The 24,325-nt window shown below is 71.1% G+C and carries 24 protein-coding genes and 1 pseudogene; 13 read left to right on the top strand and 12 right to left on the bottom strand.

Going from position 1 to position 24,325, the window contains the following annotated elements; translation table 11 throughout:
* The first annotated feature begins 117 nt into the window (after positions 1–117).
* Entirely contained in the window at positions 118–969 is an 852-nt protein-coding gene (locus tag OG439_RS49110) for a putative RNA methyltransferase (RefSeq protein WP_326947157.1), read from the top strand.
* A 662-nt stretch (positions 970–1,631) separates the two neighbouring features.
* Positions 1,632–2,258 carry a (2Fe-2S)-binding protein gene (locus OG439_RS49105; RefSeq protein ID WP_326947156.1) on the top strand — a complete coding sequence of 209 codons (627 nt, stop codon included), beginning with the start codon at positions 1,632–1,634 and terminating at the stop codon, positions 2,256–2,258.
* Between the two features lie 5 nt (positions 2,259–2,263).
* Here the strand turns inward: OG439_RS49105 and OG439_RS49100 are convergent, their stop codons facing one another.
* Together OG439_RS49100 and OG439_RS49095 are read right to left on the bottom strand one after the other, a co-directional pair.
* Positions 2,264–3,121 (bottom strand): sigma-70 family RNA polymerase sigma factor, encoded by an 858-nt coding sequence (locus OG439_RS49100; protein WP_326947155.1) that lies wholly within the window; start codon positions 3,119–3,121, stop codon positions 2,264–2,266.
* Between the two features lie 150 nt (positions 3,122–3,271).
* The gene (locus OG439_RS49095) at positions 3,272–4,198 is read right to left on the bottom strand and encodes a LysR family transcriptional regulator (protein WP_326951815.1); all 927 of its coding nucleotides are present in this window, start codon (positions 4,196–4,198) and stop codon (positions 3,272–3,274) included.
* Positions 4,199–4,268: 70 nt separating this feature from the next.
* On the opposite strand from OG439_RS49095, the gene OG439_RS49090 reads away from it, so the two are divergent.
* Positions 4,269–5,129: an SDR family NAD(P)-dependent oxidoreductase gene (locus tag OG439_RS49090; RefSeq protein ID WP_326947154.1), complete on the top strand. Its 861-nt coding sequence runs from the start codon at positions 4,269–4,271 to the stop codon at positions 5,127–5,129.
* A gap of 97 nt (positions 5,130–5,226) precedes the next feature.
* Here OG439_RS49090 and OG439_RS49085 read toward each other — a convergent pair whose 3' ends face one another.
* The 3 genes from OG439_RS49085 to OG439_RS49075 are packed head-to-tail and all read right to left on the bottom strand — an operon-like array spanning position 5,227 to position 7,514.
* Complete coding sequence (locus tag OG439_RS49085) at positions 5,227–5,664, bottom strand: VOC family protein (RefSeq protein ID WP_326947153.1); 438 nt, start codon at positions 5,662–5,664, stop codon at positions 5,227–5,229.
* Positions 5,661–6,959: a serine hydrolase gene (locus OG439_RS49080; protein ID WP_326947152.1), complete on the bottom strand. Its 1,299-nt coding sequence runs from the start codon at positions 6,957–6,959 to the stop codon at positions 5,661–5,663. The genes OG439_RS49085 and OG439_RS49080 overlap by 4 nt, the downstream gene beginning before the upstream one ends.
* Before the next feature lie 24 nt (positions 6,960–6,983).
* Positions 6,984–7,514, bottom strand: a complete 531-nt coding sequence (locus OG439_RS49075; protein WP_326947151.1) for a DUF3887 domain-containing protein — start codon at positions 7,512–7,514, stop codon at positions 6,984–6,986.
* A gap of 278 nt (positions 7,515–7,792) precedes the next feature.
* Here OG439_RS49075 and OG439_RS49070 point away from each other — a divergent pair, with 278 nt between their 5' ends.
* The 4 genes from OG439_RS49070 to OG439_RS49055 are packed head-to-tail and all read left to right on the top strand — an operon-like array spanning position 7,793 to position 10,542.
* Positions 7,793–9,079, top strand: coding sequence for an O-acetylhomoserine aminocarboxypropyltransferase/cysteine synthase family protein (locus OG439_RS49070; protein WP_326947150.1), 1,287 nt, complete (start codon positions 7,793–7,795; stop codon positions 9,077–9,079).
* Positions 9,076–9,552 carry a CoA-binding protein gene (locus OG439_RS49065; protein ID WP_326947149.1) on the top strand — a complete coding sequence of 159 codons (477 nt, stop codon included), beginning with the start codon at positions 9,076–9,078 and terminating at the stop codon, positions 9,550–9,552. The genes OG439_RS49070 and OG439_RS49065 overlap by 4 nt, the downstream gene beginning before the upstream one ends.
* Positions 9,553–9,587: 35 nt before the next feature.
* A complete protein-coding gene (locus tag OG439_RS49060) occupies positions 9,588–10,343 on the top strand; it encodes an MBL fold metallo-hydrolase (RefSeq protein ID WP_326947148.1) in 756 nt (251 codons plus the stop codon).
* 25 nt (positions 10,344–10,368) lie between these two features.
* On the top strand, positions 10,369–10,542 hold the full coding sequence (locus OG439_RS49055; protein ID WP_247062336.1) for a hypothetical protein: 174 nt from the start codon (positions 10,369–10,371) through the stop codon (positions 10,540–10,542).
* A 229-nt stretch (positions 10,543–10,771) separates the two neighbouring features.
* Here the strand turns inward: OG439_RS49055 and alc are convergent, their stop codons facing one another.
* Positions 10,772–11,785, bottom strand: a complete 1,014-nt coding sequence (gene alc, locus OG439_RS49050) for an allantoicase (protein WP_326947147.1) — start codon at positions 11,783–11,785, stop codon at positions 10,772–10,774.
* 1 nt (position 11,786) lies between these two features.
* A complete protein-coding gene (allB, locus tag OG439_RS49045; RefSeq protein WP_326947146.1) occupies positions 11,787–13,115 on the bottom strand; it encodes an allantoinase AllB in 1,329 nt (442 codons plus the stop codon).
* A gap of 822 nt (positions 13,116–13,937) precedes the next feature.
* On the opposite strand from allB, the pseudogene OG439_RS49035 reads away from it, so the two are divergent.
* From OG439_RS49035 to pucL, 4 genes and pseudogenes are all read left to right on the top strand, one after another.
* Positions 13,938–14,171 (top strand): annotated as a pseudogene (locus OG439_RS49035) (helix-turn-helix domain-containing protein); the annotation flags it as partial.
* A gap of 79 nt (positions 14,172–14,250) precedes the next feature.
* Positions 14,251–14,730 carry a 2-oxo-4-hydroxy-4-carboxy-5-ureidoimidazoline decarboxylase gene (uraD, locus tag OG439_RS49030; RefSeq protein WP_326947145.1) on the top strand — a complete coding sequence of 160 codons (480 nt, stop codon included), beginning with the start codon at positions 14,251–14,253 and terminating at the stop codon, positions 14,728–14,730.
* Positions 14,727–15,044, top strand: a complete 318-nt coding sequence (gene uraH, locus OG439_RS49025) for a hydroxyisourate hydrolase (RefSeq protein ID WP_326947144.1) — start codon at positions 14,727–14,729, stop codon at positions 15,042–15,044. Before uraD ends, uraH begins: the two co-directional genes overlap by 4 nt.
* Positions 15,045–15,047: 3 nt before the next feature.
* Positions 15,048–15,929 (top strand): factor-independent urate hydroxylase, encoded by an 882-nt coding sequence (gene pucL / locus OG439_RS49020; RefSeq protein WP_326947143.1) that lies wholly within the window; start codon positions 15,048–15,050, stop codon positions 15,927–15,929.
* A gap of 248 nt (positions 15,930–16,177) precedes the next feature.
* Here the strand turns inward: pucL and OG439_RS49015 are convergent, their stop codons facing one another.
* On the bottom strand, positions 16,178–16,459 hold the full coding sequence (locus OG439_RS49015) for a hypothetical protein (protein WP_326947142.1): 282 nt from the start codon (positions 16,457–16,459) through the stop codon (positions 16,178–16,180).
* 591 nt (positions 16,460–17,050) lie between these two features.
* Between OG439_RS49015 and OG439_RS49010 the strand changes: the two genes are divergently transcribed.
* Positions 17,051–17,629, top strand: a complete 579-nt coding sequence (locus OG439_RS49010) for a TetR/AcrR family transcriptional regulator (RefSeq protein WP_442792271.1) — start codon at positions 17,051–17,053, stop codon at positions 17,627–17,629.
* A gap of 114 nt (positions 17,630–17,743) precedes the next feature.
* Positions 17,744–19,324 carry a glycoside hydrolase family 27 protein gene (locus tag OG439_RS49005; protein ID WP_326947141.1) on the top strand — a complete coding sequence of 527 codons (1,581 nt, stop codon included), beginning with the start codon at positions 17,744–17,746 and terminating at the stop codon, positions 19,322–19,324.
* Position 19,325: 1 nt separating this feature from the next.
* On the opposite strand, the gene pucD is transcribed toward OG439_RS49005, so the two are convergent.
* The 4 genes from pucD to OG439_RS48985 are packed head-to-tail and all read right to left on the bottom strand — an operon-like array spanning position 19,326 to position 24,236.
* Complete coding sequence (gene pucD, locus OG439_RS49000) at positions 19,326–21,581, bottom strand: xanthine dehydrogenase subunit D (protein WP_326947140.1); 2,256 nt, start codon at positions 21,579–21,581, stop codon at positions 19,326–19,328.
* Positions 21,578–22,918, bottom strand: coding sequence for an 8-oxoguanine deaminase (locus OG439_RS48995; protein ID WP_326947139.1), 1,341 nt, complete (start codon positions 22,916–22,918; stop codon positions 21,578–21,580). The genes pucD and OG439_RS48995 overlap by 4 nt, the downstream gene beginning before the upstream one ends.
* Positions 22,915–23,382, bottom strand: coding sequence for a (2Fe-2S)-binding protein (locus tag OG439_RS48990; RefSeq protein ID WP_326947138.1), 468 nt, complete (start codon positions 23,380–23,382; stop codon positions 22,915–22,917). Before OG439_RS48990 ends, OG439_RS48995 begins: the two co-directional genes overlap by 4 nt.
* A complete protein-coding gene (locus tag OG439_RS48985) occupies positions 23,373–24,236 on the bottom strand; it encodes an FAD binding domain-containing protein (protein ID WP_326947137.1) in 864 nt (287 codons plus the stop codon). The genes OG439_RS48990 and OG439_RS48985 overlap by 10 nt, the downstream gene beginning before the upstream one ends.
* Between the last annotated feature and the right edge of the window lie 89 nt (positions 24,237–24,325).

Raw genomic sequence — 24,325 nt, 5'->3', positions numbered from 1 at the left:
CGGGGCGGCGCGTCAGGTTTCACCCGCGTGAACTGTCCACGCCACGTTGTTACGTCCAGGTTTCCCGGGACCCGTGCTGAAGTGTCCGGTTGTGAAACCTCGTGGTCGAATATCCCCATGACCCCAGCCGACGGCGGGAATGACCCACTGCCACCCCAGGTCGTGGAAGCGTTGCGATGTTCGGTGTGCGGCGACCCGATCGGGCTAGCCGAACGCACGCTGCGTTGCGGCAACCGCCACTCTTTCGATCTAGCGCGACAGGGTTACGTGAACTTGTTGCACGCGCGAATCCCGGCCGGAACGGCGGACACCGCGCCGATGGTCACGGCCCGCGCGGACTTCCTCGCGTCGGGCGCGTACCGCGCGCTGGCCGACGAGCTGGCGAGGGTGTGCGCGGAGGCCGACGGCCTGGTGATCGACGCGGGCGCGGGCACGGGCTACTACCTGGCCCACGTCCTCTCCGCGGCCCCGGCGGCGACCGGGCTGGCCCTGGACGTCTCGGCGGCAGCCCTCCGCCGCGCGGCGCGAGCCCACCCCCGCCTGGGCGCGGCGGTCTGGAACCTGTGGGAGCCGTGGCCGGTGGGCGACGAGGTGGCGACGGTCCTGCTGAACGTCTTCGCCCCACGCAACGGCCCGGAGTTCCACCGGGTCCTGCGCCCGGGCGGCCTGCTGACGGTCGCCTCCCCGACCCCGGACCACCTCCGCGAGCTGGGCGACCTGGTCCTGACGGTCGACGACCGCAAGGAGGAGCGCCTGGACGGCACCCTGGGCGAGTACTTCACCCGCACGGCCCGCACGGCGGTACGCAGCAAGGTGGAGCTGACACCGGAACGCATCCGCCAGGCGGTGGAGATGGGCCCAGCAGGCCACCACCTGGACCGCGACGGCCGTAGGGAGCGTCTGGCGGCGGTGAGCGAGCCGCAGGAGGTCACGGTGTCGTTCTCGGTCTCCAAGTACCGCCGCCTGTGAGATGACCGGCGCGGCGCTCTCGGCGGACCGGCCGCGCGCCATCGCCACAGCCACCCGCGGCGGCCGGTGCCGTCGTCGTGGCCGCCCGCCCCTCCGCACCTGCAACGTCGCCGACGCGCCCGACCCGGTCCTTTCCACCGCGCCCTCGCCGATGCGCCCTCGTCGGCGGCCCGACCTCCGCGCACCGCGGTCTCACCAGCACGCCTCATCAGAGGTCCGACCTCCTCACATCCCACGACCACGGCGTGGCGCGATCTGACCTCGGCGCACCGCGAGCCGCAGCCTGCCCTCCGTCGGCGATCCGAACTTCGCGCACCGCGACTCACTCGCGCGTCCGTCGGTTACCCGACCTCCCTCGCACGCCAAGCCCGACGGCGCGTCCGATCAACGGCCGGACCTCCGCGCACTTGCCGGCGCGCTCAGCCCGGCCCAGGCCAGGCCGCCCCGATCGAGGCGGCCCATCTCCGCTCGGCGATGCCCTGGTTGCCCCGCCGAGGTGAACTCGTCTTCCGCCCGCCCCGCACCGCGTCTCCCGCCCGCCTGCACTGCGTCTCCCGCCCGCCTGCACTGCGTCTCCCGCCCGCCTACCCGCACCGTGTCTCACACCCGCCCTACATCGCGCGTACTCCGCGCGCGCTTGGCGCGTCTGGAAGGGTGGAGGCGTGAAGCCCGACTGGACCGCCCCCGCGACCCTGCTCGCGGACCCGGAGTGGGTACGGGCCCGCATCGGCGGTGCGGCGAAGCTCTACGGCTGCGCGCGGCCGGAGGTCCTCGGCACGATCTGGTGGTACTCCCTCTCCTCGATCCTCGTGGCGCCCGCGCTCGAAGGCCTGGTCGCGGGCACCCTCGTCGATCCGGCGCTGGCGGCCACGGAGCTGGACCTCGTCGCCGACGGCCGGTTCCTCAGCGCCCGGTCCACCCGCCCGCTCTCCGGCGGACTGCCCGAACTCGGCGCGGCGTTCGCCAAGACGCTCGGCACCGCGATCGCGACGATCGCCGCCGTCACCGGGGCCCGCGAACGCGCGCTGGGCGCGATCGCCACCGACTCGATCGGCAACCGGCTGCTGTGGACGCCGGAGCCGGAGCGCGCGATGGCCCTGGCCGAGCCGCTGGTAGCGGCGATCGACCTCGACCTGCCGAAGCCGCGCTTCGTCCGCGTCGGCCGCACACCCGCCGTCCGCCGCGCGTCGTGCTGCCTGATCTATGAAGTCGGCAACCCCAAGTGCGTGAGCTGCCCGCGTCAGACGCCCTCGGAGCGCGAAGCACGCCTTCGCGCCGCCCTGGGCTGACCGGTTCAGTCGAGGACGGCGACCTCCAGCCCGAGCAGCCGCTCCGGGTCCGCGATGACGTCGATGCCGGTGATCCGGTCGCCGTCGATCGTGAAGGACAGGACGACCGACAGCCGCCCGTCGCGCACCATGAGCAGACCGGGAACACCGTCGACGAGGGCCAACTCACTGGCGCGGGCCCGCGCGGAGGCCAGCAGCGCGCCGTCGCGGACGCTGGCGACCCCGCGCAGCACGACCGGCGCCGGGCTCGGCCCGACAAAACGGTCGGCGTGCAGGACGACGTCCGGGTCGAGCAGCGACAGCAAAGCTTCGAAGTCGCCGCCACGCGCGGCGGCCAAGAACGCCTCGACGACCTTGCGACGGCGAGGCACGTCCACGTCCGCCGCGGCACCGCCCTTGACCCGTCGACGGGCGCGGCTCGCGAGCTGCCGCGTCGCGGCCGGGGTCTTGTCGATCATCGGGGCGATGTCGTCGAACGGCACGGCGAACATGTCGTGCAATACGAAAGCGACCCGCTCGGCCGGCCCGAGCGAGTCGAGCACCACCAGCAACGCCAGCCCGACCGAGTCGGCCAGTTCGGCTTCCTGCTGGGGATCGCGGACGTCCGCGGCCCGCTCAGGCTGCAGTTCCAGGGGCTCCTCGCGGTGGTTGCGCCGGGCGCGAAGCATGGAGAGACACACCCGCGCGACGACGGTGGTCAGCCACGCGCCGAGGTTCTCGACGTCGCCGGTGTCGGTGCGGTCGAACCGCAGCCAAGCTTCCTGGACGGCGTCGTCGGCCTCGCTCGCCGAGCCGAGCATCCGGTAGGCGACCGCCCGCAGCCGGGGCCGCTCGTGTTCGAACCGCTCGGTCAGTGCATCCACCGTGTCCCGTTCCTTCCGCGCCGGAGTCGTAGCAGTAGACCCCGCGGCAACGACCGATGTGACACGAACGCCGCGGCGCCCGGCGTGATCTCGGTCATCGGCATCTCAGACGTCGGCACCTCGGTCATCGGCACCTCAGATATCGGCACCTCAGTCATCGGCGCGGTCCGGCACCCCGGTGGCCACCCGGCGCAGGGCCTCGGCCAGCAGCGCGGCCGGTTCGGAGAGCGGCCCCGGCAGCCGGGCCAGCACCACGCGCCGCCGTTCCGACGGCCCGCCCCGCACCGTCACCACCCGCACCCCCGGCGGCACGGCCTCGACGAGCGAAGCCGGCAACGTCGTCAGGCCGCAGCCGGCGGCGACCAGGTTGAGCTTGGCGAGCCAGTCACGCGCGGTGTGCGCGATCTCGGGACGCTCGTCGAGCCCGGGCCACACGCCCATCAGTGTGTCCTCCCCCGACGGGCCAGCGATCCACCGCTGCCCACGGAGGGCGGCGACGTCGACCGCGTCCGCGCCGGCCAGCGGGTGCCCCGCGGGCACGGCGAGGCAAAGTGTGCGCTCGGCGAGGGTTTTGAGCCTCAGCGCCGGAGTTTCGGAGTCCGGCGGCCGGAACGGCGGCACCGAGCCCAGCACAGCCAGGTCCACCGTGCCCGCACGCAACGCCCGCACCAGGACCGGCGTCGTGCCCTCCCGGGTGGTGACGCGCACCGCGGGGTGGGTGCGCCGCAGTTCCGCGACGGCCCGCGGGACCAGGACGGCACCCGCGCTGGGGAACCAGCCGAGCCGCACGCTCCCGCCGTCGGCGGGCAGCCCGGCCAGCTCACGCCCGGCGGCGTCGATCTGGTCCAGCACCGCGATCGCCCGGCGCAGCACGACGTTCCCAGCTGCGGTCAGGCGGACCCCGCCGGGACGTCGGTCCAGCACCGGTGTCCCGGCCACGCGCTCGAGCGAGGCGATCTGCCGTGACACCGCGGACTGCGTGTAGCCCAGGGCCGCCGCAGCGGCGGTGAGCGTGCCGCGTTCGGCGACCTCGCGGAACACGCGGAGGGCCACCAGGGAGACGTCGCCGAAGTCCATGACGTTCACGCATACCAGGCTTGCCGATCTCTCGCTGGGCGCATGGCCCGGACGGACCTAGCGTGATGGCATGACACGTACCGCTGTGGTGACCGGAGCCAACCAAGGCCTCGGCTTCGCCCTGACCCAGGGACTCGCCACCCGCCTCGGCCCAGACGACCTCGTCCTGCTCACCGGTCGCGACACCGAGCGCGTGGCAGCCGCCACCGAGCGCGTCGCCGCGAACCCCGCGACGCGCGCCCGGGTGGAAGGCCGCGTCCTCGACGTCTCGGACGCCGACGCCGTCACCCGCTTCGCCGCGGACCTCGGCGCGGTGGACATCGTGCTGTCCAACGCCGTCGGCCCGCTCGATCCCGGACGACCCCAGGCCGAGCAGGCCGACGTCTTCCTCGACGTCGCGAACGCCGGCACCCATGCGGTGCTGCGCTCGTTCGGCCCGATCCTGCGCCCGGGTGGCCGGCTGCTCGTCGTCGCCAGCTCGCTGGGCACGCTCGGCCACCTGCCCGAAGCCTTGCGGCCCCGGTTCGACGGAGTGTCGCTCGACGACGTCGAGCAAGCCGTCGAGGACTGGCGCGCCGCGATCCACGACGGCCGGGCGAACGAGCTGGGCTGGCCGGAGTGGATCAACGTGCCCTCGAAGGTCGCCCAGGTCGCCGCCGTACGCGCGGTGGCCGCGGAGCGCCGGGAGCGAGACCTCGCGGACGGCACCCTGGTCGCGGCGGTCTGCCCCGGCCTGGTCGACACGCGGGCGTCGCGCCCGTGGTTCGCCGACTTCAGCCAGGCCCAAACGCCCGACCAGGCCGCACGTGCGGTGCTCGATCTGACGCTCGACGACCTCGACCCGTCGACGTACGGCGAGCTGGTCCGGTTCGGCGCCGTGCTGCCGTGGCACAGCGGCAACCCGACGCGACACGAGGAACTGACCCGCTAGCCGCGCCTGGGCAGGCCCACGCGCGACCGCCGGCCCGGGTCCCGTGCGACCACCGGTGACGACGACCACCGGTCACGCCCGGTTCGGCGGCGCCGGCTCAGAGCACGCAGAACTCGTTGCCTTCGGGATCCGCCATCACGACGTGGTCCGGGCGGCCGCCCGCCTCGTGCTCCTGCTGCACCGTCGCGCCCGCCGCGATGAGCCGGGCGATCGCCTCGGCGACCCGCTTCCACCGCGTCTCCCAAGGCACCTCGCGACCGCCTCCCGCCTGGATGTCCAGGTGCAGCCGGTTCTTCACGACCTTGTCTTCGGGAACCTTGAGGAAGCTCAGGCTCGGCAGGACACCTTCCGGGTCGGCCAGGTACGCGCCGTCGTCCCATTCGTCCTCGGGTACTCCGAACTCCGTGAACCAGGCTTCCCAGCTCGCGAACCCGGCCGGTGGTGGCCGCTCGATGTAGCCGAGGGCCACCGCCCAGAACCTCGCCAGCGCGCGGGGCGCCGCGCAATCGATCGTCAGACTCCAGCGCACCGTCACCGGCGCAGCGTAGCCGCCAACAGCGCCACCGCCCCCCTTGCGACCGCGATTCCTCGTGCCGCGACGTGGTTTTCGTCCAGAGGCGCCACCGGGTCCGACACCATGACGCTCGTGACCAGTGACCGGCCGTCGGCCGTCCGGGCCAGGTAGTTCAAGGTCAGCACGCCGGGTTCGCTGCCGCCCTTGAACCAGACCTCGGGGAACTTCGCCTTGTCGAGGCCGAGCCCGCCGTCGTTGAGCGACAGCGCGTGCCCGATCTCCGGTTGGTTCTCCTTCTGCAGCCCGGAAAACACCCGGCAGATGTCGTCCGGGGAGCCGAACCACTCGAGCTGGTCGATCTTCTCGGGACTGGGCCAGGAGGTGAGTCCGGTGAGCGGGAGCCGTTCGAGTCCCGCGACCGCGGCGGGACGTGCCCAGCGTGGCAACGCCAGGTAGGCGTCGGCGCGGGCCGGGTACTGCGTCGCCTTGAGCTCGAACAGCGCCTTGGTCGTCAGGAACGGGATGTTCGCCGACGGCCGCTGGTTGCCGAACGCGGTGACCTGCCGCTGCACGGCGTCGCGACCGAGCCGGTGGATCAGGTGGTCGGCAGCGGTGTTGTCGCTGATCGAGATCATCTTGTCGGCGTATTCCGACAGCGGGAGCCGGGTGCCGGCCGGCTGGTTCTGCAGCACGCCCGACGGCAGGCTCTTCCAGTCGTCGCGGATGGCGAGCTGTTCGGTCCAGGACGCCTTGTGCTCCGCGACCGCGGTGCCGAGCGCACCCAGGACGTAGAGCTTGAACGCCGAGCCCAGAGGCCGTTGCACGTTGTCCTGCACGCCGTGTACGTCACGGCAGCGCCCGTCCGGCAGGATCTCCGACGCGCCGAACGAGACGCGCCCGCCGAGCGCTGCGAGCTGGGCGTCCACCTCCGGCCACGACGACGGCACCGGGTCGTCCGCGGTCGCCCGCAGCCCGTCGATCAGCCCGGCCTGGTCGACGTGGAGATCCAGCAGGTAGTCGTCCGCCGGGCCGTGGACCACCGCCTCGACGTGGTCGGGCGCCTCGGTGACGACCCGCTCCACCTCGAGCCGGCCGAGCCCGGTCAGTGCGGCGTTGATGCCCGCCGTGCCACCCGCCGCGGTCACCAGGACCTGCGCGATGTGCTGCTGTAACTCGGCATCGGACACCGGGACGCGCCCGGTGGCGTCGACGACCCATTCAAGCTGGTCCCCCGCCGTGGGTACCTCGGCGGCGTGGGCGGCCGGGGCCACCAGCGGCGCGAGAACCGCGATCACGCCCGCGATTGCTGTCTTCATCGTTCCCCCTGTTCACAACTGCGCTCACAACTGTTCGGCCGACCGGATCCACAGCCCGGCCACCTGACCGTCCTCGCGGTAGGTCACCTGCACAGTCCGCTCACCGGCCTCGAAGGCCACCGGCAGGTGGACGATCGTGTAGTCCCCCGCCGACCGTGCGTACGCCTCTCCCATCCGTTCGTAGCGTCCGACCGATCCGGCCAGCTGCGTCCAGGCGAGCTGCAGCTCCTCTTCGCCGACCGACGCGAGCATGCGGTCGTCGAAGTCCCGGCGTACCTCGTGCCACCGGCACCCGACGAGTTCGAACACGAGCTCCTCGGCGAGGTGAATCGCGTCGGGCCGCTTCAGTTCCGTCATCGACGCGCCCGTCGCCGGATCGACCGGCCGGCCGAACCGCTGGAACGCGGCCTGCCGGCTGGTGCCCAGCAGGTCACCGATCTCCTGCCAGGTGTGCCCGGTCGCTCTGGCCGCGTCCACGGTGTCCCGCAATGCGGCTTCCGCGTCGCGGACCTTCCGCAATGCCGCACCGACCGCGGCCAAAGGTTCGTCCGGCACGGTGTCAAGAGTGGATTGACGACCGGAAGTTGTCAAGTCGTTCTTTACGTGCGTTCGCTGCCTGCGGGCAGCGCTCCGGCACGTGGCGTCGCAGTACTGGCGATTTCGCCCAGCTCCGCGACGAGGTGGCAGCGGCTTGCCACACACGGCGCATTTCATACGTTCGAGTGTACCGCACGTAATGCCAAATCGTGCTAACGTCGGCAGCACGAAATGACCGCGCCCACCACCTGGGAGGCGTGGCCGACCGAAGGGGAGGACGGTTACGGTGAGGACCGATGAGTGAACGCACCTGGGGCTTCCGGACCCGCGCATTGCACGCGGGCGGGACGCCCGACCCGGCGACCGGTGCGCGTGCCGTGCCGATCTACCAGACCACGAGCTTCGTCTTCGAGGACGCGGCCGACGCGGCGAACCTGTTCGCGCTGCAGAAGTACGGCAACATCTACAGCCGGATCGGGAACCCGACCGTGGCGGCGTTCGAGGAGCGGATCGCCAGCCTCGAGGGCGCGATCGGCGGTGTCGCCACCGGCAGCGGGCAGGCCGCGGAGTTCCTCACTTTCAGTGCGCTCGCCGAGGCCGGCGACCACATCGTGTCGGCGAGCGGCCTCTACGGCGGCACGGTCACCCAGCTCACCGGCACGCTCCGGCGATTCGGCGTGGAGACGACGTTCGTCAGCGGCGGCATCGACGACTACGCCGCGGCGATCACTGATCGGACCCGGCTGCTCTACACCGAGGTGATCGGCAACCCGGGTGGCGGCATCGCGGACCTCCCCGCGCTGGCGGACCTGGCGCACGCCCACGACATCCCGCTGGTGGTCGACGCGACGCTGGCGACGCCGTACCTCTGCCGGCCGATGGAGCACGGCGCGGACATCGTGCTGCACTCGGCGACGAAGTTCCTCGGCGGCCACGGGACGACACTCGGCGGGATCGTCGTCGAGTCGGGGAAGTTCGACTGGGGCAACGGGAAGTTCCCCCGGATGACCGAGGCCGTCGAGAGCTACGGCGGCCTCAAGTACTGGGAGAACTTCGGCGAGTACGCGTTCTGTACGCGGCTTCGCGCGGAGCAGTTGCGGGACATCGGCGCGGTCCTCTCGCCACACTCGGCTTTCCTGCTGCTGCAAGGTGTCGAGACCCTGCCCCAGCGGATGGACGCACACGTCGCCAACGCCCGCGCCGTCGCCGAACACCTCGACGCGGACCCACGCGTGGCCTGGGTGTCCTACGCGGGGCTGCCGGGGCACCCGCACCACGACCTGGCGAAGAAGTACCTGCCCGCCGGGCCCGGGGCGGTGTTCTCCTTCGGCATCAACGGCGGACGGGCGGCGGGCGAAAGGTTCGTCGAGTCGGTGGAGCTGTTGTCACACCTGGCGAACGTCGGGGACGCCCGCACGCTCGTGATCCACCCGGCGTCGACGACCCACGCGCAGCTGTCCGAGGAGCAGCTCACGGCCGCGGGCGTGGGCCCTGACCTGATCCGGCTGTCGGTCGGGCTGGAAGACGTCGAGGACATCCTCTGGGACCTCGACCAGGCCCTGGGCAAGGCGGTGGCCGGATGACGTATGCAGTGGGCGCTGTCGAGCGGCGCGCGATCCTGAACCGGGCGAAGTCGGTGACGCTGGTGGGAGCGTCCGCGAACCCGTCGCGGCCGAGCTACTTCGTCGCGACCTACCTGCTCTCGTCGACGCGGTACGAGGTCAACTTCGTCAACCCCCGCCTGGACACCCTGTTCGGGAAGCCGGTGTACGCCTCACTGAAGGACGTGCCGGGCGAACCGGACCTCGTCAGTGTGTTCCGGAAACACGATGACCTGCCTCAGGTGGCCGAGGACGTGATCGACGCCGGCGCGCGGACGTTGTGGCTGCAACTCGGGTTGTGGCACGAACCGGTGGCCGACCGAGCTCGGGAGGCGGGGCTGGACGTCGTGATGAACCGGTGCGTGAAGATCGAGCACGCGCGGTTCGCCGGGGGCCTGCACCTGGCCGGGTTCAACACCGGCGTGATCAGCTCGCGGAGGCAGTCGGCACCCTAGGGAAGAGCGCACCCGTTCCCGTCGTTGGCCCCGGTATGACCGAGAAACTCGGGATCACCCTGTCCGGTGGTCCGACCGCGCTCCTGGAACTGGGCGGCGTCCGGCTGCTCACCGACCCGACGTTCGATCCGCCGGGTGATCACTCGATCGGCCAGCGCGTGCTGGTCAAGATCGAGGACTCGGTGCTGACCGAGGACGCCGTCGGCGTGGTGGACGCCGTGCTGCTGTCCCACGACCAGCACCCGGACAACCTGGACGATCGCGGGCGCGACTACCTCAAGACGGTGCCGCTGACCCTGACCACCCCGAGCGGCGCCGAGCGGCTGGGCGGGACTGCGCGGGGCCTGGAGCCGTGGGAGGAGTCGCAGGTCGGGCGGCTCACGATCACCGCGGTCCCGGCGTTGCACGGGCCTGACGGAGCGGAGCAGCTCGCCGGTGACGTCACCGGGTTCGTGCTCAGCGGCGAAGGCCTGCCGACGGTGTACGTCAGCGGGGACAACGCGTCGGTGGACCTGGTGCGGGAGATCGCGTCGCGGTTCAGCGTCGACATCGCGGTGCTGTTCGCCGGTGCCGCGAGGACGACGTTGTTCGACGGGGCTCCCCTGACGTTGACCAGCGAAAACGCCGCCGCGGCGGCGAAGGTGCTCGGCTCGGCGAAGGTCGTCCCGTTGCACTTCCGGGGCTGGCAGCACTTCAGCGAGGGTCCTGACGTACTGAGGAAGGAGTTCGAGACGGCCGGCCTGACCGGCCGGCTGGTGCTGCTCGAACCCGGGGAGCGCGCAGAGGTCTGATGTGGACCCGTGAGAGGCTGGCGGCATGGCTAAACCGACGCCGCTGCAGTTCCGGAACATCCTCGTCGCCCTCCTGGCGGCGGCGGGCTTCGTGTGGAGCATCGTGGCGGGCCTGCCGTGGTGGGTCAGCGCGATCATCGGCTGCGCGTGTGTCTTGTCGCTGGCCTCGGCCTACTTGAACCGTCCCGACGCGGGCTGACCACGGATCGTCGACGAGGTGTACGGCACTCGTCGACGACCCGCGAGTTCGGGCAGGGAGACCGCGCCGGGGCTCGGACGCTTGGCCGACGTGCTCCGCTGAAGTGTGACGCGACAGCCACACGGCTCGGCAGAGAACACGCGACTCGTCAACCCGACGTGGGTGACCCAACCGACTTGCGCGACTTGTCGCACACGACGCCGACTCCCAAATGCGGGCCGTGCGAGCCTCAGCGGGTTTTGGCGAACCGGGCTTTCACGTTCGCGCGGCCCGTCCCGGTCAGGCGGCCGAACAGGCGCAGCCTGGCCAGGCCGCCGTCCGGGTAGATGTCCAGGCGGGCCTCCGTCACCTCGGGGCCGTCCGGTACCGCGAAGCGGTGGCGGGTGTCCGGCTGCAGGCGCGTCTTCGGCAGCAGTTCCACCCACTCGCCGTACGTGTCGCGGCCGCTGATCGATGCCCAGCCTGGGGCGTTGCCCTTGAGGTTGCTCGTGTCCAGCTCGACAAACCGGACGGTCCCGGCGCCGGCCAGTCTGAAGGTCGCCCAGTCGTTGCCGTCGTCGCGGCGGCGGGCCGTCTCCCAGCCCTCCGCCTGGTGGGCCGCGAGACCCGGCGAGAGCATGTTGTTCGGCGACGAATAGAACATGTTGCTGCACCCCGTCACCAGGGCGCCGTTCTCCAGGGCCGCCAGATCCAGCGCGTCCAGGTCGAGCAGGTCCGGGTCCGGGATCGGGGCGCCGTGGACGCGCAGGCGGGCGACGCCGCCGTCGGGGTGCTGGGTCAGGCGAACGTGGGTGTACCTGCGGGAACCGTTGACCGTGTGGAAGTTCTCCGTGTGGCCCGCCGCGGGCGCGCGGTCGACCAGGATGTCCCAGTCCGCCGTCGCCAGCTCGGCCGCGCTCGGGTAACCCGGCACCGAAGCCGCTTCGACCGAGACGAACGGCGGGTAGTTGCCCTTGAAAAACGCCGTGTCGACGACCACCCCCGTGACCGTGCCCGCCAGGCCGAGCCGGAGGATCGCCTGGTCGTCGCCCGGTTCGCGGTGGCGGCGGGTCTCCCAGCCGTCGTAGACCTGGCCCTTCGGGCCGAACGTCTCGGCGCGGTGCGCCGGCGTCCACGGGTTGACCAGGTTCTCCTTCTCGGCGAACAGTTCGTCGGTCGCCCACATCACGGTCCCGCCGAAGCGACGTGAAGCGAGGTCGGGCAGCTCTGTCCACTCAGGACGGTCAGACAACACAGCCTCCATCTCAGCAGTTCCCCCGGGTCAGCAACGCCCCGAAGGGCGCGTCGCCGGTGATTTCGGTGCCGCGCAACCAGGTCGAGCGGACCACGCCGGCGAGCGGGCGGCGGTCGTAGGCGCTCACCGGGTTGCGGTGCTTGAGTTTTGCGACGTCGACGACGAACGCCTCGTCCGGCGCGAACACGCAGAAGTCGGCGTCGTAGCCGACCGCCAGGTGGCCCTTGCGACGCATCCCTGCCTGCGCGGCGGGGTGCTCGGCCATCCAGCGGACGACGTCGGTGAGCGCGAACCCGCGTTGCCGCGCCTGCGTCCAGATCGCCGGGAGCCCCAGCTGCAGGCTCGAAATCCCGCCCCAGGCCTGCCCGAAATCGCCGCTGTCGAAGCGTTTCAGCTCCGGCGTGCACGGCGAGTGGTCGCTGACGACGCAGTCGATCACACCGTCGGCGAGCCCCTGCCACAGCTGTTCGCGGTTGGCCGCCTCGCGGATCGGCGGGCAGCACTTGAACTGCGTGGCGCCGTCGCGGATCTCCTCGGCGACGAAGCTCAGGTAGTGCGGGCAGGTCTCGGCGGTCAGCGCAACGCCGTCGCGGCGGGCCTCCGCCACGAGCGGCAGGGCTTCCGCGGACGACAGGTGCAGGATGTGCGCCCGCGCCGAGTTGCGGCGGGCCGCCTCGATCACGTGCGTGACGGCCAGATTCTCCGCCGCCCGCGGGCGCGAATGCAGAAAGTCGACATAGCGACCGCCATGCGGCTCGGGCGCCTCGTCGATCTCGTGCGCGTCCTCGGCGTGGACGATCATCAGCGCGTCGAGGGAACTCAGCTCCCGCAACGCTTCGTCGAGCCCGGCCGGGCCGAGCGGCGGGAACTCGTCGACGCCGGAGTGCAGCAGGAAGCACTTGAACCCGAAGACGCCGGCCTCGTGCAGCCCACGCAGGTCCGAGACGTTGCCGGGGATCGCGCCGCCCCAGAAACCGACGTCGACGTGCACCCGGCCGGTCGCCGCCTTGCGCTTGACCTCCAGGGCCGCGACGTCGACCGTCGGCGGCAGGCTGTTGAGCGGCATGTCCACGATCGTGGTCACTCCGCCCGCCGCCGCCGCGCGGGTGGCCGTCTCGAAGCCCTCCCACTCGGCGCGGCCGGGATCGTTGACGTGGACGTGCGTGTCGACCAACCCGGGCAGCAGAACGACGTCGTCGCCGAGTTCGACGACGCGGTCGCCGGTCAGCGAAGCGCCCCCGGGTTCGACGGCGACGATCCGGCCGCCGTCGACGCCGAGCGTCACCGGGACCTCGCCCTCGGCCGTGACCGCCCGGGCTGCGCGCACCACAAGATCCATCCGAGAACCCTTCGCCGGGAGAAGTGACCACCGCCGATTTCACAGTACGGAAAGACGGTTTCGCACAACGACACTAACCACGGCTCGCGCCGCTCGTCAACGACGGACGCGGCGCGTTACGGTCACCTCGTGCGGCTTGAAGCGGAGTTCACCAGCGAACCGTTCCACGGCGAGGGTTCGCCGCCCGAGCACGCGCTCGCCGCGCGCGACGCGGCCGTGGAAGCGGGGCTGGACACCGACTTCGGGCCGCTCGGCACGCTCGTCCGCGGTGACGCGAAGGCCCTTCTCGAGGCCTTGCCCAGGATCACGCAGGCGGCGCTCGACGGGGGCGCCACCCAGGTCACGCTGCAGGTGCGCCAGGTCGCCGCGGCGGACGCCGGCGCCGCGGCCGAGGAGGGAGATCGACCCGGCGGACCGACCGAGCCGGAAGTCGTTTCCGCCGCCGACCAGCGCGATCCGACGACTACCCGAGCTGCCGAACCGCACACGACGGACGGTCCTGTGGTCGCTCCACACGCGACGGGCGATCCGGCAGGCAAGCTGCACGCGGCGGGCGGTCCAGCAGGCAAACCACACGCGACCGGCGGCCAGGCAGGCAAACTGCACGCGACCGGCGGCCAAGCAGGCAAGCCACACGCGACGGGCGATTCAGCAGACAAGTCGCACACGGCGAGCGGCCTGGCAGGGAAACCGCGCTCGACGGGCGATCCAGCAGGTAAACCGCACACGGCCGGCAGCCGAGCAGGCGGAACGAACACGACGGGCGGCCAGGCGGGTGGCCCGAACACGGCGGGCAGTCAGGCGGGCGAATCGCACGGCGTCGACAGCGCCCCATCCGTCGAGCTGAACGATGCGCTCGCCCGGCTGATCGCCGATGTAGAGCGCGAACTCGGCGCCGAACTAGGCGATCTCGACCGCGCGGGGAAGCAGCGCGCGGTGCGGCTGCTGCGCGAACGCGGCGCCTTCGGCCTACGGAAATCTGTCTCCTCGGTGGCCGACGCGCTGGGCGTCACACGGTTCACCGTCTACAACTATCTCAACCGGGAAGCCGACTGACCAGCGCTTTCAACAAAATGTTGACGGAACTCCGGCGCCGACGTACGGTCAGCGGGACGCCACTCACGAGGAGTTCCCCGTGCCGCTCACCCTCACCGATTTCAACACCGCCGACGCCGGCGACGTACGTCCGGCGTTGACGGCGTGCCTCGCCGTCCCCCGCTGGGCGGACGCGGTTCTCGACCGCAGGCCCTACGACAACCTCGACGCGCTGCAAGCCGCCGCGGACCTGCCGTTGAGCAGTGACGAGATCCGCCAGGCCATGGCCGCGCACCCCCGGATCGGCGAAAAGCCGAAGCAGCAAGGGACCGAGGCCGACTGGTCCCGCAGCGAACAGTCCGGTGTGGACAACGCCGACGAGTTCGCCGCCGCGAACGCCGAGTACGAAGCCAAGTTCGGGCACGTCTATCTCGTCTGCGCCAGCGGACGCAGCGGCGACGAACTGCTGAAGATCCTCCGCGAGCGCATCGGCAACGACCCGGCGACCGAGCTCGGCGTCGCCGGGCAGGAGCTGCTCAAGATCGCCGGCCTGCGGCTGGCCAAGGCGGTGACGGCGTGAGTCTGGTGACGACGCACGTGCTCGACACGGCGCAAGGCCGGCCCGCAAAGGGAATTACCGTCCGTTTCGAAACCGCCGAGGGCAAGCCGATCGCCGACGGGCGCACCGACGACGACGGCCGCGTCCGCGACCTCGGCCCCGAGACGCTGGAACCCGGCGTCTACCGGCTGGTCTTCGACACCGGCGCCTACCTCGGCCCGGACGCGTTCTTCCCGGAGGTGGCCCTCACCTTCCGGATCTCCGACGGCACCGCGCACCACCACGTGCCGCTCCTGCTCAGCCCGTTCGCCTATTCGACTTACCGAGGGAGCTGAACCGTGGCCATCACCCTGGGCCCCAACCAGTACGGCAAGGCGGAGGTCCGCCTGGTCACGGTGCGCCGCGACGGCCCCGTCCACCACCTGAAGGACCTCACCGTGTCGACGTCGCTGCGTGGCGAGCTGGCCGCGACGCACCTGACCGGCGACAACGCCGCGGTGCTCGCGACCGACACGCAGAAGAACACCGTGTACGCATTCGCGAAGGAAGCGCCGGTCGGCGAGATCGAGGACTTCGGCCTGCGCCTGGCCCGGCACTTCACCGGCACGCAGGAGAGCATCTCCGGCGCCCGGATCAAGATCGACGAGCACAGCTGGGACCGGATCACCGTCGACGGCGCGCCGCACGACCACGCGTTCAGCGGCGGCGGCAACGAACGGCGCACCACGGCCGTCACGATCCAGGGCAACCGCGCGTGGGTCGTGTCCGGGATCGACGGCCTGGTCGTGCTCAAGTCGACCGGCTCGGAGTTCCACGGCTTCCCGCGCGACGAGTACACGACGCTCGCCGAGACCGACGACCGGATCCTCGCGACCGCCGTCACCGCGCGCTGGCGCTACCAGGGCGACGGCATCGACTGGGCGGAGAGCCACCGAGAGGTCCGGCGCGCGATGCTGGAGACCTTCGCGACGAAGCACAGCCTTTCGCTGCAGCAGACGCTGTACGCGATGGGCCAGTCGGTGCTCGAACGGCGGCCCGAGGTCGCGGAGGTGCGGCTGTCGCTGCCGAACAAGCACCACTTCCTCGTGGACCTGAGCCCGTTCGGGCTGAAGAACGACAACGAGGTGTTCTACGCCGCCGACCGCCCGTACGGGCTGATCGAGGGCACGATCCTGCGCGACGACGCCGAGGACCCTGGCCCTGCTTGGGACATCCACTAGCGAGCGCTCACGCTTCCGCTCGCATCGCGAAAAGCAGCCCCCGCCCTCTCCGGGGGACCGGCCCCGCTTCCAGCGTATCGGGACCCTCCGACGGAGAGCCGTAAAAGCCGATGTCGGGGCCGGGTTGTCCACATCACGGGTGGGGTGTGGACAAACTGGGCCGGAGTAGCAAGTCCCAGGTCGGGGCGCGGACGGGTAGGCCGAGTGTGGAGCGGCTTGGCCGAGGGCACGGACACGATTGGTGGGATCTACAGGATCGGCCGGACCGGCGGAATTTGGCGCCATTGGCGGGATCGGCGGGATCGGCGGGATCGGCGGGAGTCGGCGGGATCGGCGGGATCGGCGGGATCGGCGGGATCGGCGGGATTGGCCAGATCGGCGGGAGTCGGCGGGATCGGCAGGAACGGCAGATCCGCAGGAACGGCCAGATCGGCGCGATCGGCAGCAACGGCGCGATCGGCGGCGAACGCGAATCCGGCGAGCGCAGGCCCGAGGTGAAGCGCCTCGAACGGCCGGGCGGTGCGGGGCAAGCCAGGTGGGTTGCGGACAGCTGCCGTGGGTAGGCAAGGCCTTTGGCCTGAAGCACACCTCGCCGGGCGTGGGCGAGCCCCGGTCGAGGCGTGGACATGCCGATCGGGCGTGAACCCGCCGCCGAAACGTGGGCGACAGACCGCGCATGGCGAGCCGATCAAGCGGGGAACAGACTGCCGAGGCGCGAGCGGCCGATCGAGCGTGGAGCGGACTGCTGAGGCATGGGCGAGTCGGCCGAGCGGGGAACAGACCGCTGACGCGTGGGCGAGCCGATCACATGCAGAGCGGACCGCCAAGGCATAGGCGAGCCGACCGAGCCGGGAACAGACCGCTGAAGCGTGAGCGAGCCGACCGAGCGGGGAACAGACTGCCAAGGTGCAGGCGAGTCGGCCAAGCGCGGAGCGGACTGCTGAAGCATGGGCGAGTCGACGAAGCGCGGAACTGACTACGTGGCGCGGGCGAGCAGACCGAGCGTCGATCCCGCCTGCGAGACGTGGGCGAGCCGACCGAGCGTGGATCTCGCCCGTCGAGCCGCGGAGCCGGCCGCCCGGAGTTGATAGAACGCTCTAACGACCGCGTATCCTCTAACCGTGGCAGGGACCAAGGAACGCATCATGGCCGCCGGGGCTGAGCTTTTTCGGCGCAATGGGTACAGCGGTACCGGGCTCAAGCAGATCGTCAGTGAGGCGAATGCTCCCTTCGGCTCGCTCTACCACTTCTTTCCCGGCGGGAAGGAGCAGCTCGGTGCCGAGGTCGTCCGGAGTTCCGGGCTTGCCTACATCCAGCTGTTCGACCTCTTCATCGACCCGGCACCCGACCTGATCAGCGGGATCGAGGCCTTCTTCGCCGCCGGGATCGCGACGCTCGAAGCCACCGACTACGTCGAAGGCTGCCCGATCGCTACCGTTGCTCTCGAGGTCGCGAGTACCAACGAACCGCTGCGGGAAGCCACCGCTGACGTCTTCACCGCGTGGGTCGACGCCGGGACCGAGAAGTTCGCCCGGTTCGGGCTCAGCCAAGATGCCGCACGGACGCTCACCATCTCCGTGGTCAACAGCCTCGAAGGCGCCTTCGTCCTCTGCCGGGCGCTGCGGGACACCGAAGCCATGGCCGTCGCGGGCGCGACCAGCGTGGACGTCGCCAAGCGGCTTCAGGGCGAGCAACTTTAGTCGGGAATCCAACAAGAATACTCAAAATGGCGCTTGACCGATCAGCATCGGACATCAAGGCTGCAGAGTGGTCTAGTCCTCCTGCCTCAACACCGTCGTTCGGTTGGAGCCGCCATGCGCCGTGTCCTCGCCGTCCTCGCCACCGCCGTCGCCGTCATCGGGATCACCGGTCAGCCCGCCGATGCCCTGGAAAACGGGCTCGCGAGAACACCCCCGATGGGGTGGAACACCTGGAACACCTTCGAGTGCAACATCAACGAGACGCTCGTCAAGCAGACCACCGACCTGATGGTCAGTTCCGGGATGCGCGACCGCGGCTACACCTACGTCAACCTCGACGACTGCTGGATGACCAAGAACCGGGACGGCGCGGGCAACCTCGTCGCCGACCCGGCTAAGTTCCCCAGCGGCCTCAAGGCGCTCGGTGACTACATCCACGCGCGCGGGATGAAGTTCGGGATCTACGAGAGCGCCGGCAGCGAGACCTGCCAGCACTACCCCGGCAGCCTCGGCCACGAGCAGACCGACGCCAACAGCTACGCGAGCTGGGGCGTCGACTACCTCAAGTACGACAACTGCGGCAGCCCCGGCGGCGAAACCCAGCAGGACTACGTCCGCCGCTACTCCGCGATGCGCGACGCGCTCAAGGCCACCGGCCGCCCGATCGCCTACAGCATCTGCGAGTGGGGCAACTTCTCCCCCTCGACCTGGGCACCCGACGTCGGCAACCTGTGGCGCACCACCGGCGACATCACCAACAACTGGGGCAGCATCGACTCGATCTACCGCCAGAACGTCGGCCTCGCGTCCGCCGCGAAGCCCGGCGCCTGGAACGACCCCGACATGCTCGAGGTCGGCGACGGCATGGACTTCCAGGAGGACCGCGCGCACTTCACGCTCTGGGCGGCGATGGCCGCGCCGCTGATCGCCGGCGCCGACCTGCGCTCCGCCAGCGTCGCGACCTTCTCGACCTATCTCAACTCGGACGTCATCGCCGTCGACCAGGACTCCCTCGGCAAGCAGGCGACGCGCATCTCGTCGAGCGGCGGGCTGGACGTCCTGAGGAAGCCCCTTCAGGACGGGGACGTCGCCGTCGTCCTGTTCAACGAGAACACCACCACGAAGACCGTCTCGACGACGGCCGCCGCGGCCGGGCTGCCCAGCGCGTCGAACTACCGGCTGACCAACCTGTGGTCGAAGGAGCTGACCACCAGCACCGGCACGATCAGCGCCGCCGTCCCGTCGCACAGCACCGTGATCTACCGCGTGAAGGCCAACGCGAGCGGCTCCAGCATCGGCACGGCCAAGGCGCTGCAGGGCGCGTCGTCGTCGCGGTGCGTCGACATCAACGGCAACCTCACGACACCCGGCACCAAGGTCGACATCTGGGACTGCGACGGCGGCTCCAACCAGTCCTGGACGTTCACCAGCGCCGGTGAGCTGAAGGCCAACGGCCTCTGCCTCGACGCCGACGGCGGTGCGACCGCGGCCGGGACCAAGCTGATCGTCTGGACGTGTCACGGCGGCACGAACCAGCAGTTCAAGCTGAACGTCGACGGCTCCATCAGGGGCACGCAGTCCGGCCTGTGCGTCGACGTCACCGGCGGCGACAAGCCCGCCGGCAACGTCAACGGCACTCAGCTCGAACTGTGGGGCTGCAACGACGACGCCAACCAGAACTGGACCCTCAAGTAACTCAGGTCCCCGTCAGGTGTTCGGGCCGCACCGGGACGCGCGTGAGCGCGAGCCCGGTCGCGGCCCGGATCGCCGCCACGATCGCCGGGGTCGACGAGATCGTCGGCGGCTCCCCCACCCCGCGCAGGCCGTACGGCGCGTGCGGGTCCGGGCGTTCCAGGACGTCGATGCTCATCGGCGGCATGTCCAGGACCGTCGGGATCAGGTAGTCGGTGAAGGAGGGGTTCCGGATCTTCCCGCCGGAGGTCTGGATCTCCTCCATCACCGCGAGCCCGAGCCCCTGCGCCGAACCACCCTGGATCTGGCCCAGCACGGCCTGCGGGTTCAGCGCCTTGCCGACGTCCTGCGCGCAGTCCAGCGCGACCACCTTGACCAGGCCCAGCTCGACGTCGACGTCGACGACGGCCCGGTGCGCGGCGAACGCGTACTGCACGTGCGCCATGCCCTGCCCGGTTTCCGGATCCAACGAAGAAGTCGGCCGGTGCCGCCACTCCACCGTCTCGTCGTAGACGTCGTCGGCGAGGACGTCCACCAGGTCGGCGAGCACCTGGCCGTCCACCGCGACGAGCTTGCCGCCGACGACGCGTGTCTTCCGGTCGAACCGGGACAGCAGCCGCGCCCGCACCGCCACGCAGGCGGCCTGCACCGCGCCGCCGGTCACGTAGCTCTGCCGTGACGCCGACGTCGAGCCGCCGTTGCCGATCGAGGTGTCCATCGGCAGCACCGTCACCTGCTCGACGCCCAGCTCGGTCCGGACGATCTGCTGCATGATCGTCACGAGGCCCTGGCCGACTTCGCAGGCCGCGGTGTGCACCGTCGCCGCCGGCTCGCCGCCGACCAGCTGCAGGCGCACCCGCGCGGTCGAGTAGTCGTCGAAGCCTTCGGAGAAGCAGACGTTCTTGATCCCGACCGCGTAGCCGACGCCGCGGACGACGCCTTCGCCGTGCGTCGTGTTGGAGACGCCGCCGGGCATGTGCCGCAGGTCGAACGGCCGGTCCGGGGGCATCGGCTTGGCGCGCACCAGGTCCAGCAGCTCGGCGACCGGGGCGGCGGAGTCGACGGCCTGGCCGGTCGGCATCAGCGCGCCTTCGCTCATCGCGTTGCGGACGCGGATCTCCACCGGGTCGAGGCCGCAGGCAGCCGCGAGCTTGTCCATCTGCGACTCGTAGCCGAACGCCGCCTGCACCGCGCCGAAGCCGCGCATCGCGCCGCACGGCGGGTTGTTCGTGTAGGTGCCCCAGCAGTCGACCGCCACACTGTCCACTGTGTACGGTCCGACGCCGAGCGTGGCGGCGTTCGCGACCACCGCACCGGTCGAGGACGCGTACGCGCCGCCGTCGAGGAACAACCGCGTCCGCACGTAGACGAGCCGGCCGTCGCGGGTGGCGCCGTGTTCGTAGTACATCTTCGCCGGGTGGCGGTGCACGTGCCCGTAGAAGGACTCTTCGCGGTTGTAGACCATCTTCACCGGCTTGCCGGTGTGCAACGCCAGCAGGCACGCGTGGACCTGCATCGACAGGTCCTCACGCCCGCCGAACGCGCCCCCGACGCCGCCCAGCGTGAGCCGCACCTTCTCCACCGGCAGCCCCAGCGCGGCGACGATCTGCTGCTGGTCGACGTGCAGCCACTGCGTCGCGACGTACAGGTCGACGCCGCCTTCGGTGTCCGGCACGGCGAGCCCGGACTCCGGGCCGAGGAACGCCTGGTCCTGCATGCCGACCTCGTAGACGCCGGAGACGACGACGTCGGCGGTCAAGTCTTGCGGCCCGCGGCGGATCTTCACGTGCCGGACGACGTTGCCGCCGTCGTGCAGCGAAGCGCCTTCGCCCGCGACGGCCGCTTCGGAGTCCGTTACGGGAGAGAGTTCTTCGTAGGAAACGACGATCCGCTTCATCGCGCGCCGAGCGGTTTCTGGGTGGTCGGCGGCGACCAGCGCGACCGGCTCACCCTGGTACCGCACAACGGAAGAAGCGAGCACGGGCTGGTCGGTGTGCTCCAGCCCGTAGCGGTTGACGCCGGGGACGTCCTCGTGGGTCAGCACGGCGTAGACCCCGGGCACCTTCAGCGCGTCGGTGATGTCGATCCCGGTGATCCGCGCGTACGGGTGCGGGCTGCGCAGGGTCACACCCCACACCATGTCCTCGTGCCACAGGTCCGAGGAGTACGCGAACTCCCCGCGCACCTTGACCGTCCCGTCGGGACGCCGCGGCGAGGTGCCGACGCCGTTGCCCGTCTGCGTGCCGACGGTGGCGGTCATCGGTCCTCCCGCAGTCTGGCGCTCGCCGACTTCAGCTCCGACGCGATCTCGGACTCGTCCGCCTCCCGCAGCGTGCCGTCCTCGACGACGGCCTTGCCGCCGACGAACAGCCGCCGGACCGGCGGTGTCGTGCCCAGGACCAGGCCTGCGACCGGATCGGTGATGCCCGCGTAGTTCAGGCCGGTCAGGTCCCAGATCGCCAGGTCGGCGAGCTTGCCGGGCTCGATCGAGCCGAGGTCGTCCGCCCGGCCGAGGCAGCGGGCGCCGCCCATCGTGCCCATCCACAGCGCTTCCCGCGTGGTCAGCCCGCGCGGGCCGCCGCGTTGCCGCGCCTGCAGCAACGCCTGGTGCAGCTCTTCACCGAGCCCGCCGGACTCGTTGGACGCGGCCCCGTCGGCGCCGAGGCCGACCGCGACGCCCGCGTCGAGCAGGTCGCGGACCGGGGCGATGCCGGCGCCGATGCGGCCGTTGGACGTCGGGCAGTGCGCCGAGCCGGTGCCGGTCGCGCCGAAGCGGCGGATCGCGTCCGGCGCGAGGTGGATGGTGTGCGCGAGCCAGACGTCGTCGGCGAGCCAGCCCAGCTTGTCGGCGTATTCGGCGGGCGTGCAGCCGACTTCGGCGAGGCACTGCTGCTCTTCGTCGATCGTCTCGGCGAGGTGCGTGTGGAGCCGGACGCCCTTGCTGCGGGCCAGTTCGGCCGCGCCGGACATCAGCCGTTCGGTGACCGAGAACGGCGAGCACGGGCCGACGGCGATCTGCAGGTGCGCTCCCGCCGAGTCGTCGTGGAACCGGCCGATCGCCGCTTCGGTGCCGGCCAGCGCGTCGTCGGTCGTCTCGACGAGGTTGTCCGGCGGCAGCCCGCCGTCGGACTCGCCGCGGTCCATCGAACCGCGCACGACGTGCAGCCGGACGCCGATCCGCTGCCGGGCCGACGCCAGCGCGGCCACCTGGTCGCCGCCGTCGCGGGGGAAGACGTAGTGGTGGTCGGCGACGGTGGTGCAGCCGGTCAGGGCCAGCCGCGCCATCCCGGCCGTGGCGGCGGCGTGCGTGATCTCCGCGTCGAGCCGGCCCCAGACCGGGTAGAGCGCGACCAGCCACTGGAAGAGCGTGTGGTCGGCGGCCATCCCGCGGGTCGCCCACTGGTAGAGGTGGTGGTGGGTGTTGATCAGGCCGGGGGTGACCAGGCAGCCCGACGCGTCGACGCGCTCGTCGAACTCGCCGGTGTAAACGCCTTCGCCGACCTCGGCGATCCTGTCGTTCTCGACGACGACGTATCCGCTGGCGTACTCCTCGCCGCTGACCGTGGCGATCGCCCCGCCGGTGATGAGTGTCCTCACGCGACCCCGCCCTTCGCCACGGCGCGCACGGCGTCGAGGATCTTTTCGTAGCCGGTGCAGCGGCAGAGGTTGCCGGCCAGCGCTTCGCGGATCTCTTCGTCGCTGGGATCGGCGACGCGGTTCAGCAGGTCGTGCGCGGCGACGACCAGCCCCGGCGTGCAGAACCCGCACTGGACCGCGCCCTGGTCCACAAAGGACTGCTGGATCGGGTCGAGGACGTCGCCGTCGGCCAGGCCCTCGACCGTGCGCACCACGCGCCCCTCGGCCTGTCCGGCCGCGACCAGGCAGGCGCACACCGGGACGGCGTCGAGGTAGACCGTGCAGGAACCGCATTCGCCCTGCTCACAGGCGTTCTTCGAGCCCGGCAGGCCGAGCCGCTCGCGCAGCACGTAGAGCAGGCTTTCACCCTCCCAGACGTCGTCGGCCTGCCGTTTCTCGCCGTTGATCGTGACATTCAGGCGCAAACCCGCTCCCCCGTCCGGTGCTCGTCCCAGGCCCACGTCAACGTACGCCGCGCGAGCACCGACAGCGCGTGTTTGCGGTACGCGGCGCTGCCGCGGACGTCGTCGATCGGCGACGTCGCTTCGGCAACCAGGTCGCCGAAGCGACGCTTCAGGGAGTCCGGCAACGGCTCCGGCGAGCCCCACGGCAGCTCCGCGGCGAGGAACTCCTCGGCGGCGCGGGCCCGGCGCGGCGTGGGTGCGGCGGACCCGATGGCCGCGCCGACGTCGCCGTCGCGCAAGGCCAACGCGAAGGAGCAGACCGCGATGACCATCGCGTTGCGCGTCCCGACCTTGGCGAACTGCTGCGGCCCGGCGTGCGCGGGCAGGTGGACGGCGGTGATCAGCTCGTCCGGCGCCAGCGAGTGGCGCTTCACCCCGACGTAGAACTCCTCCGCGGGGAGGATCCGGCTCCCTCGTACGGAGGCGACTTCGACCCGCGCGTCCAGGGCCAGCAGCACCGGGTGGGTGTCGCCGGCGGGTGAGGCGGCGCCGAGGTTGCCGCCGACCGTGCCGCGGTTGCGGATCTGGGGCGAGCCGACCGTGCGCGAGGCCATGGCCAGCGCCGGGACGAGTTCACCCACTTCGGCGATGACGCGGCTGTACGGGACGCCGGCGCCGAGGCGGACCGTGCCGTCCGCTGTGGACCACGTCGTCAGCTCGCCGATCCGGGTCAGGTCGAGCAGGGCGTCCGGGCGGCGGTGGTCGAAGTTCAGCTCGACCATGACGTCCGTGCCGCCGGCGATGGGGACGGCGTCCGGGCGCTCGGCTTTGTGGGCCAGGGCCTCGGCGAGCGTCGTGGGACGCAGGAACTCCACTCGTGCTCCTTTTCGAAGAGGGCGATAGACCAGTAGACGCCCAACCGGGCGGGGCGGCAACGGCGCGGGCCATGAAACGCACCCGAGCG

The organism is Amycolatopsis sp. NBC_01307, assembly GCF_035975215.1.
In the GTDB taxonomy this organism is placed as follows: Bacteria; Actinomycetota; Actinomycetes; order Mycobacteriales; family Pseudonocardiaceae; genus Amycolatopsis.
Note: the sequence above shows the minus strand (reverse complement) of the source record. Positions and strands in the feature narration are given on the sequence as shown.

Excerpts from the sequence above, each read along its gene's own strand:
- OG439_RS49110 (WP_326947157.1), top strand. The coding sequence starts at position 118 with ATGACCCCAGCCGACGGCGGGAATGACCCACTGCCACCCCAGGTCGTG.
- OG439_RS49095 (WP_326951815.1), bottom strand. The coding sequence starts at position 4,198 with ATGGACTTCGGCGACGTCTCCCTGGTGGCCCTCCGCGTGTTCCGCGAG.
- OG439_RS49090 (WP_326947154.1), top strand. The coding sequence starts at position 4,269 with ATGACACGTACCGCTGTGGTGACCGGAGCCAACCAAGGCCTCGGCTTC.
- OG439_RS49080 (WP_326947152.1), bottom strand. The coding sequence starts at position 6,959 with ATGAAGACAGCAATCGCGGGCGTGATCGCGGTTCTCGCGCCGCTGGTG.
- OG439_RS49070 (WP_326947150.1), top strand. The coding sequence starts at position 7,793 with ATGAGTGAACGCACCTGGGGCTTCCGGACCCGCGCATTGCACGCGGGC.
- OG439_RS49065 (WP_326947149.1), top strand. The coding sequence starts at position 9,076 with ATGACGTATGCAGTGGGCGCTGTCGAGCGGCGCGCGATCCTGAACCGG.
- OG439_RS49060 (WP_326947148.1), top strand. The coding sequence starts at position 9,588 with ATGACCGAGAAACTCGGGATCACCCTGTCCGGTGGTCCGACCGCGCTC.
- OG439_RS49055 (WP_247062336.1), top strand. The coding sequence starts at position 10,369 with ATGGCTAAACCGACGCCGCTGCAGTTCCGGAACATCCTCGTCGCCCTC.
- alc (WP_326947147.1), bottom strand. The coding sequence starts at position 11,785 with ATGGAGGCTGTGTTGTCTGACCGTCCTGAGTGGACAGAGCTGCCCGAC.
- allB (WP_326947146.1), bottom strand. The coding sequence starts at position 13,115 with ATGGATCTTGTGGTGCGCGCAGCCCGGGCGGTCACGGCCGAGGGCGAG.
- OG439_RS49005 (WP_326947141.1), top strand. The coding sequence starts at position 17,744 with ATGCGCCGTGTCCTCGCCGTCCTCGCCACCGCCGTCGCCGTCATCGGG.
- pucD (WP_326947140.1), bottom strand. The coding sequence starts at position 21,581 with ATGACCGCCACCGTCGGCACGCAGACGGGCAACGGCGTCGGCACCTCG.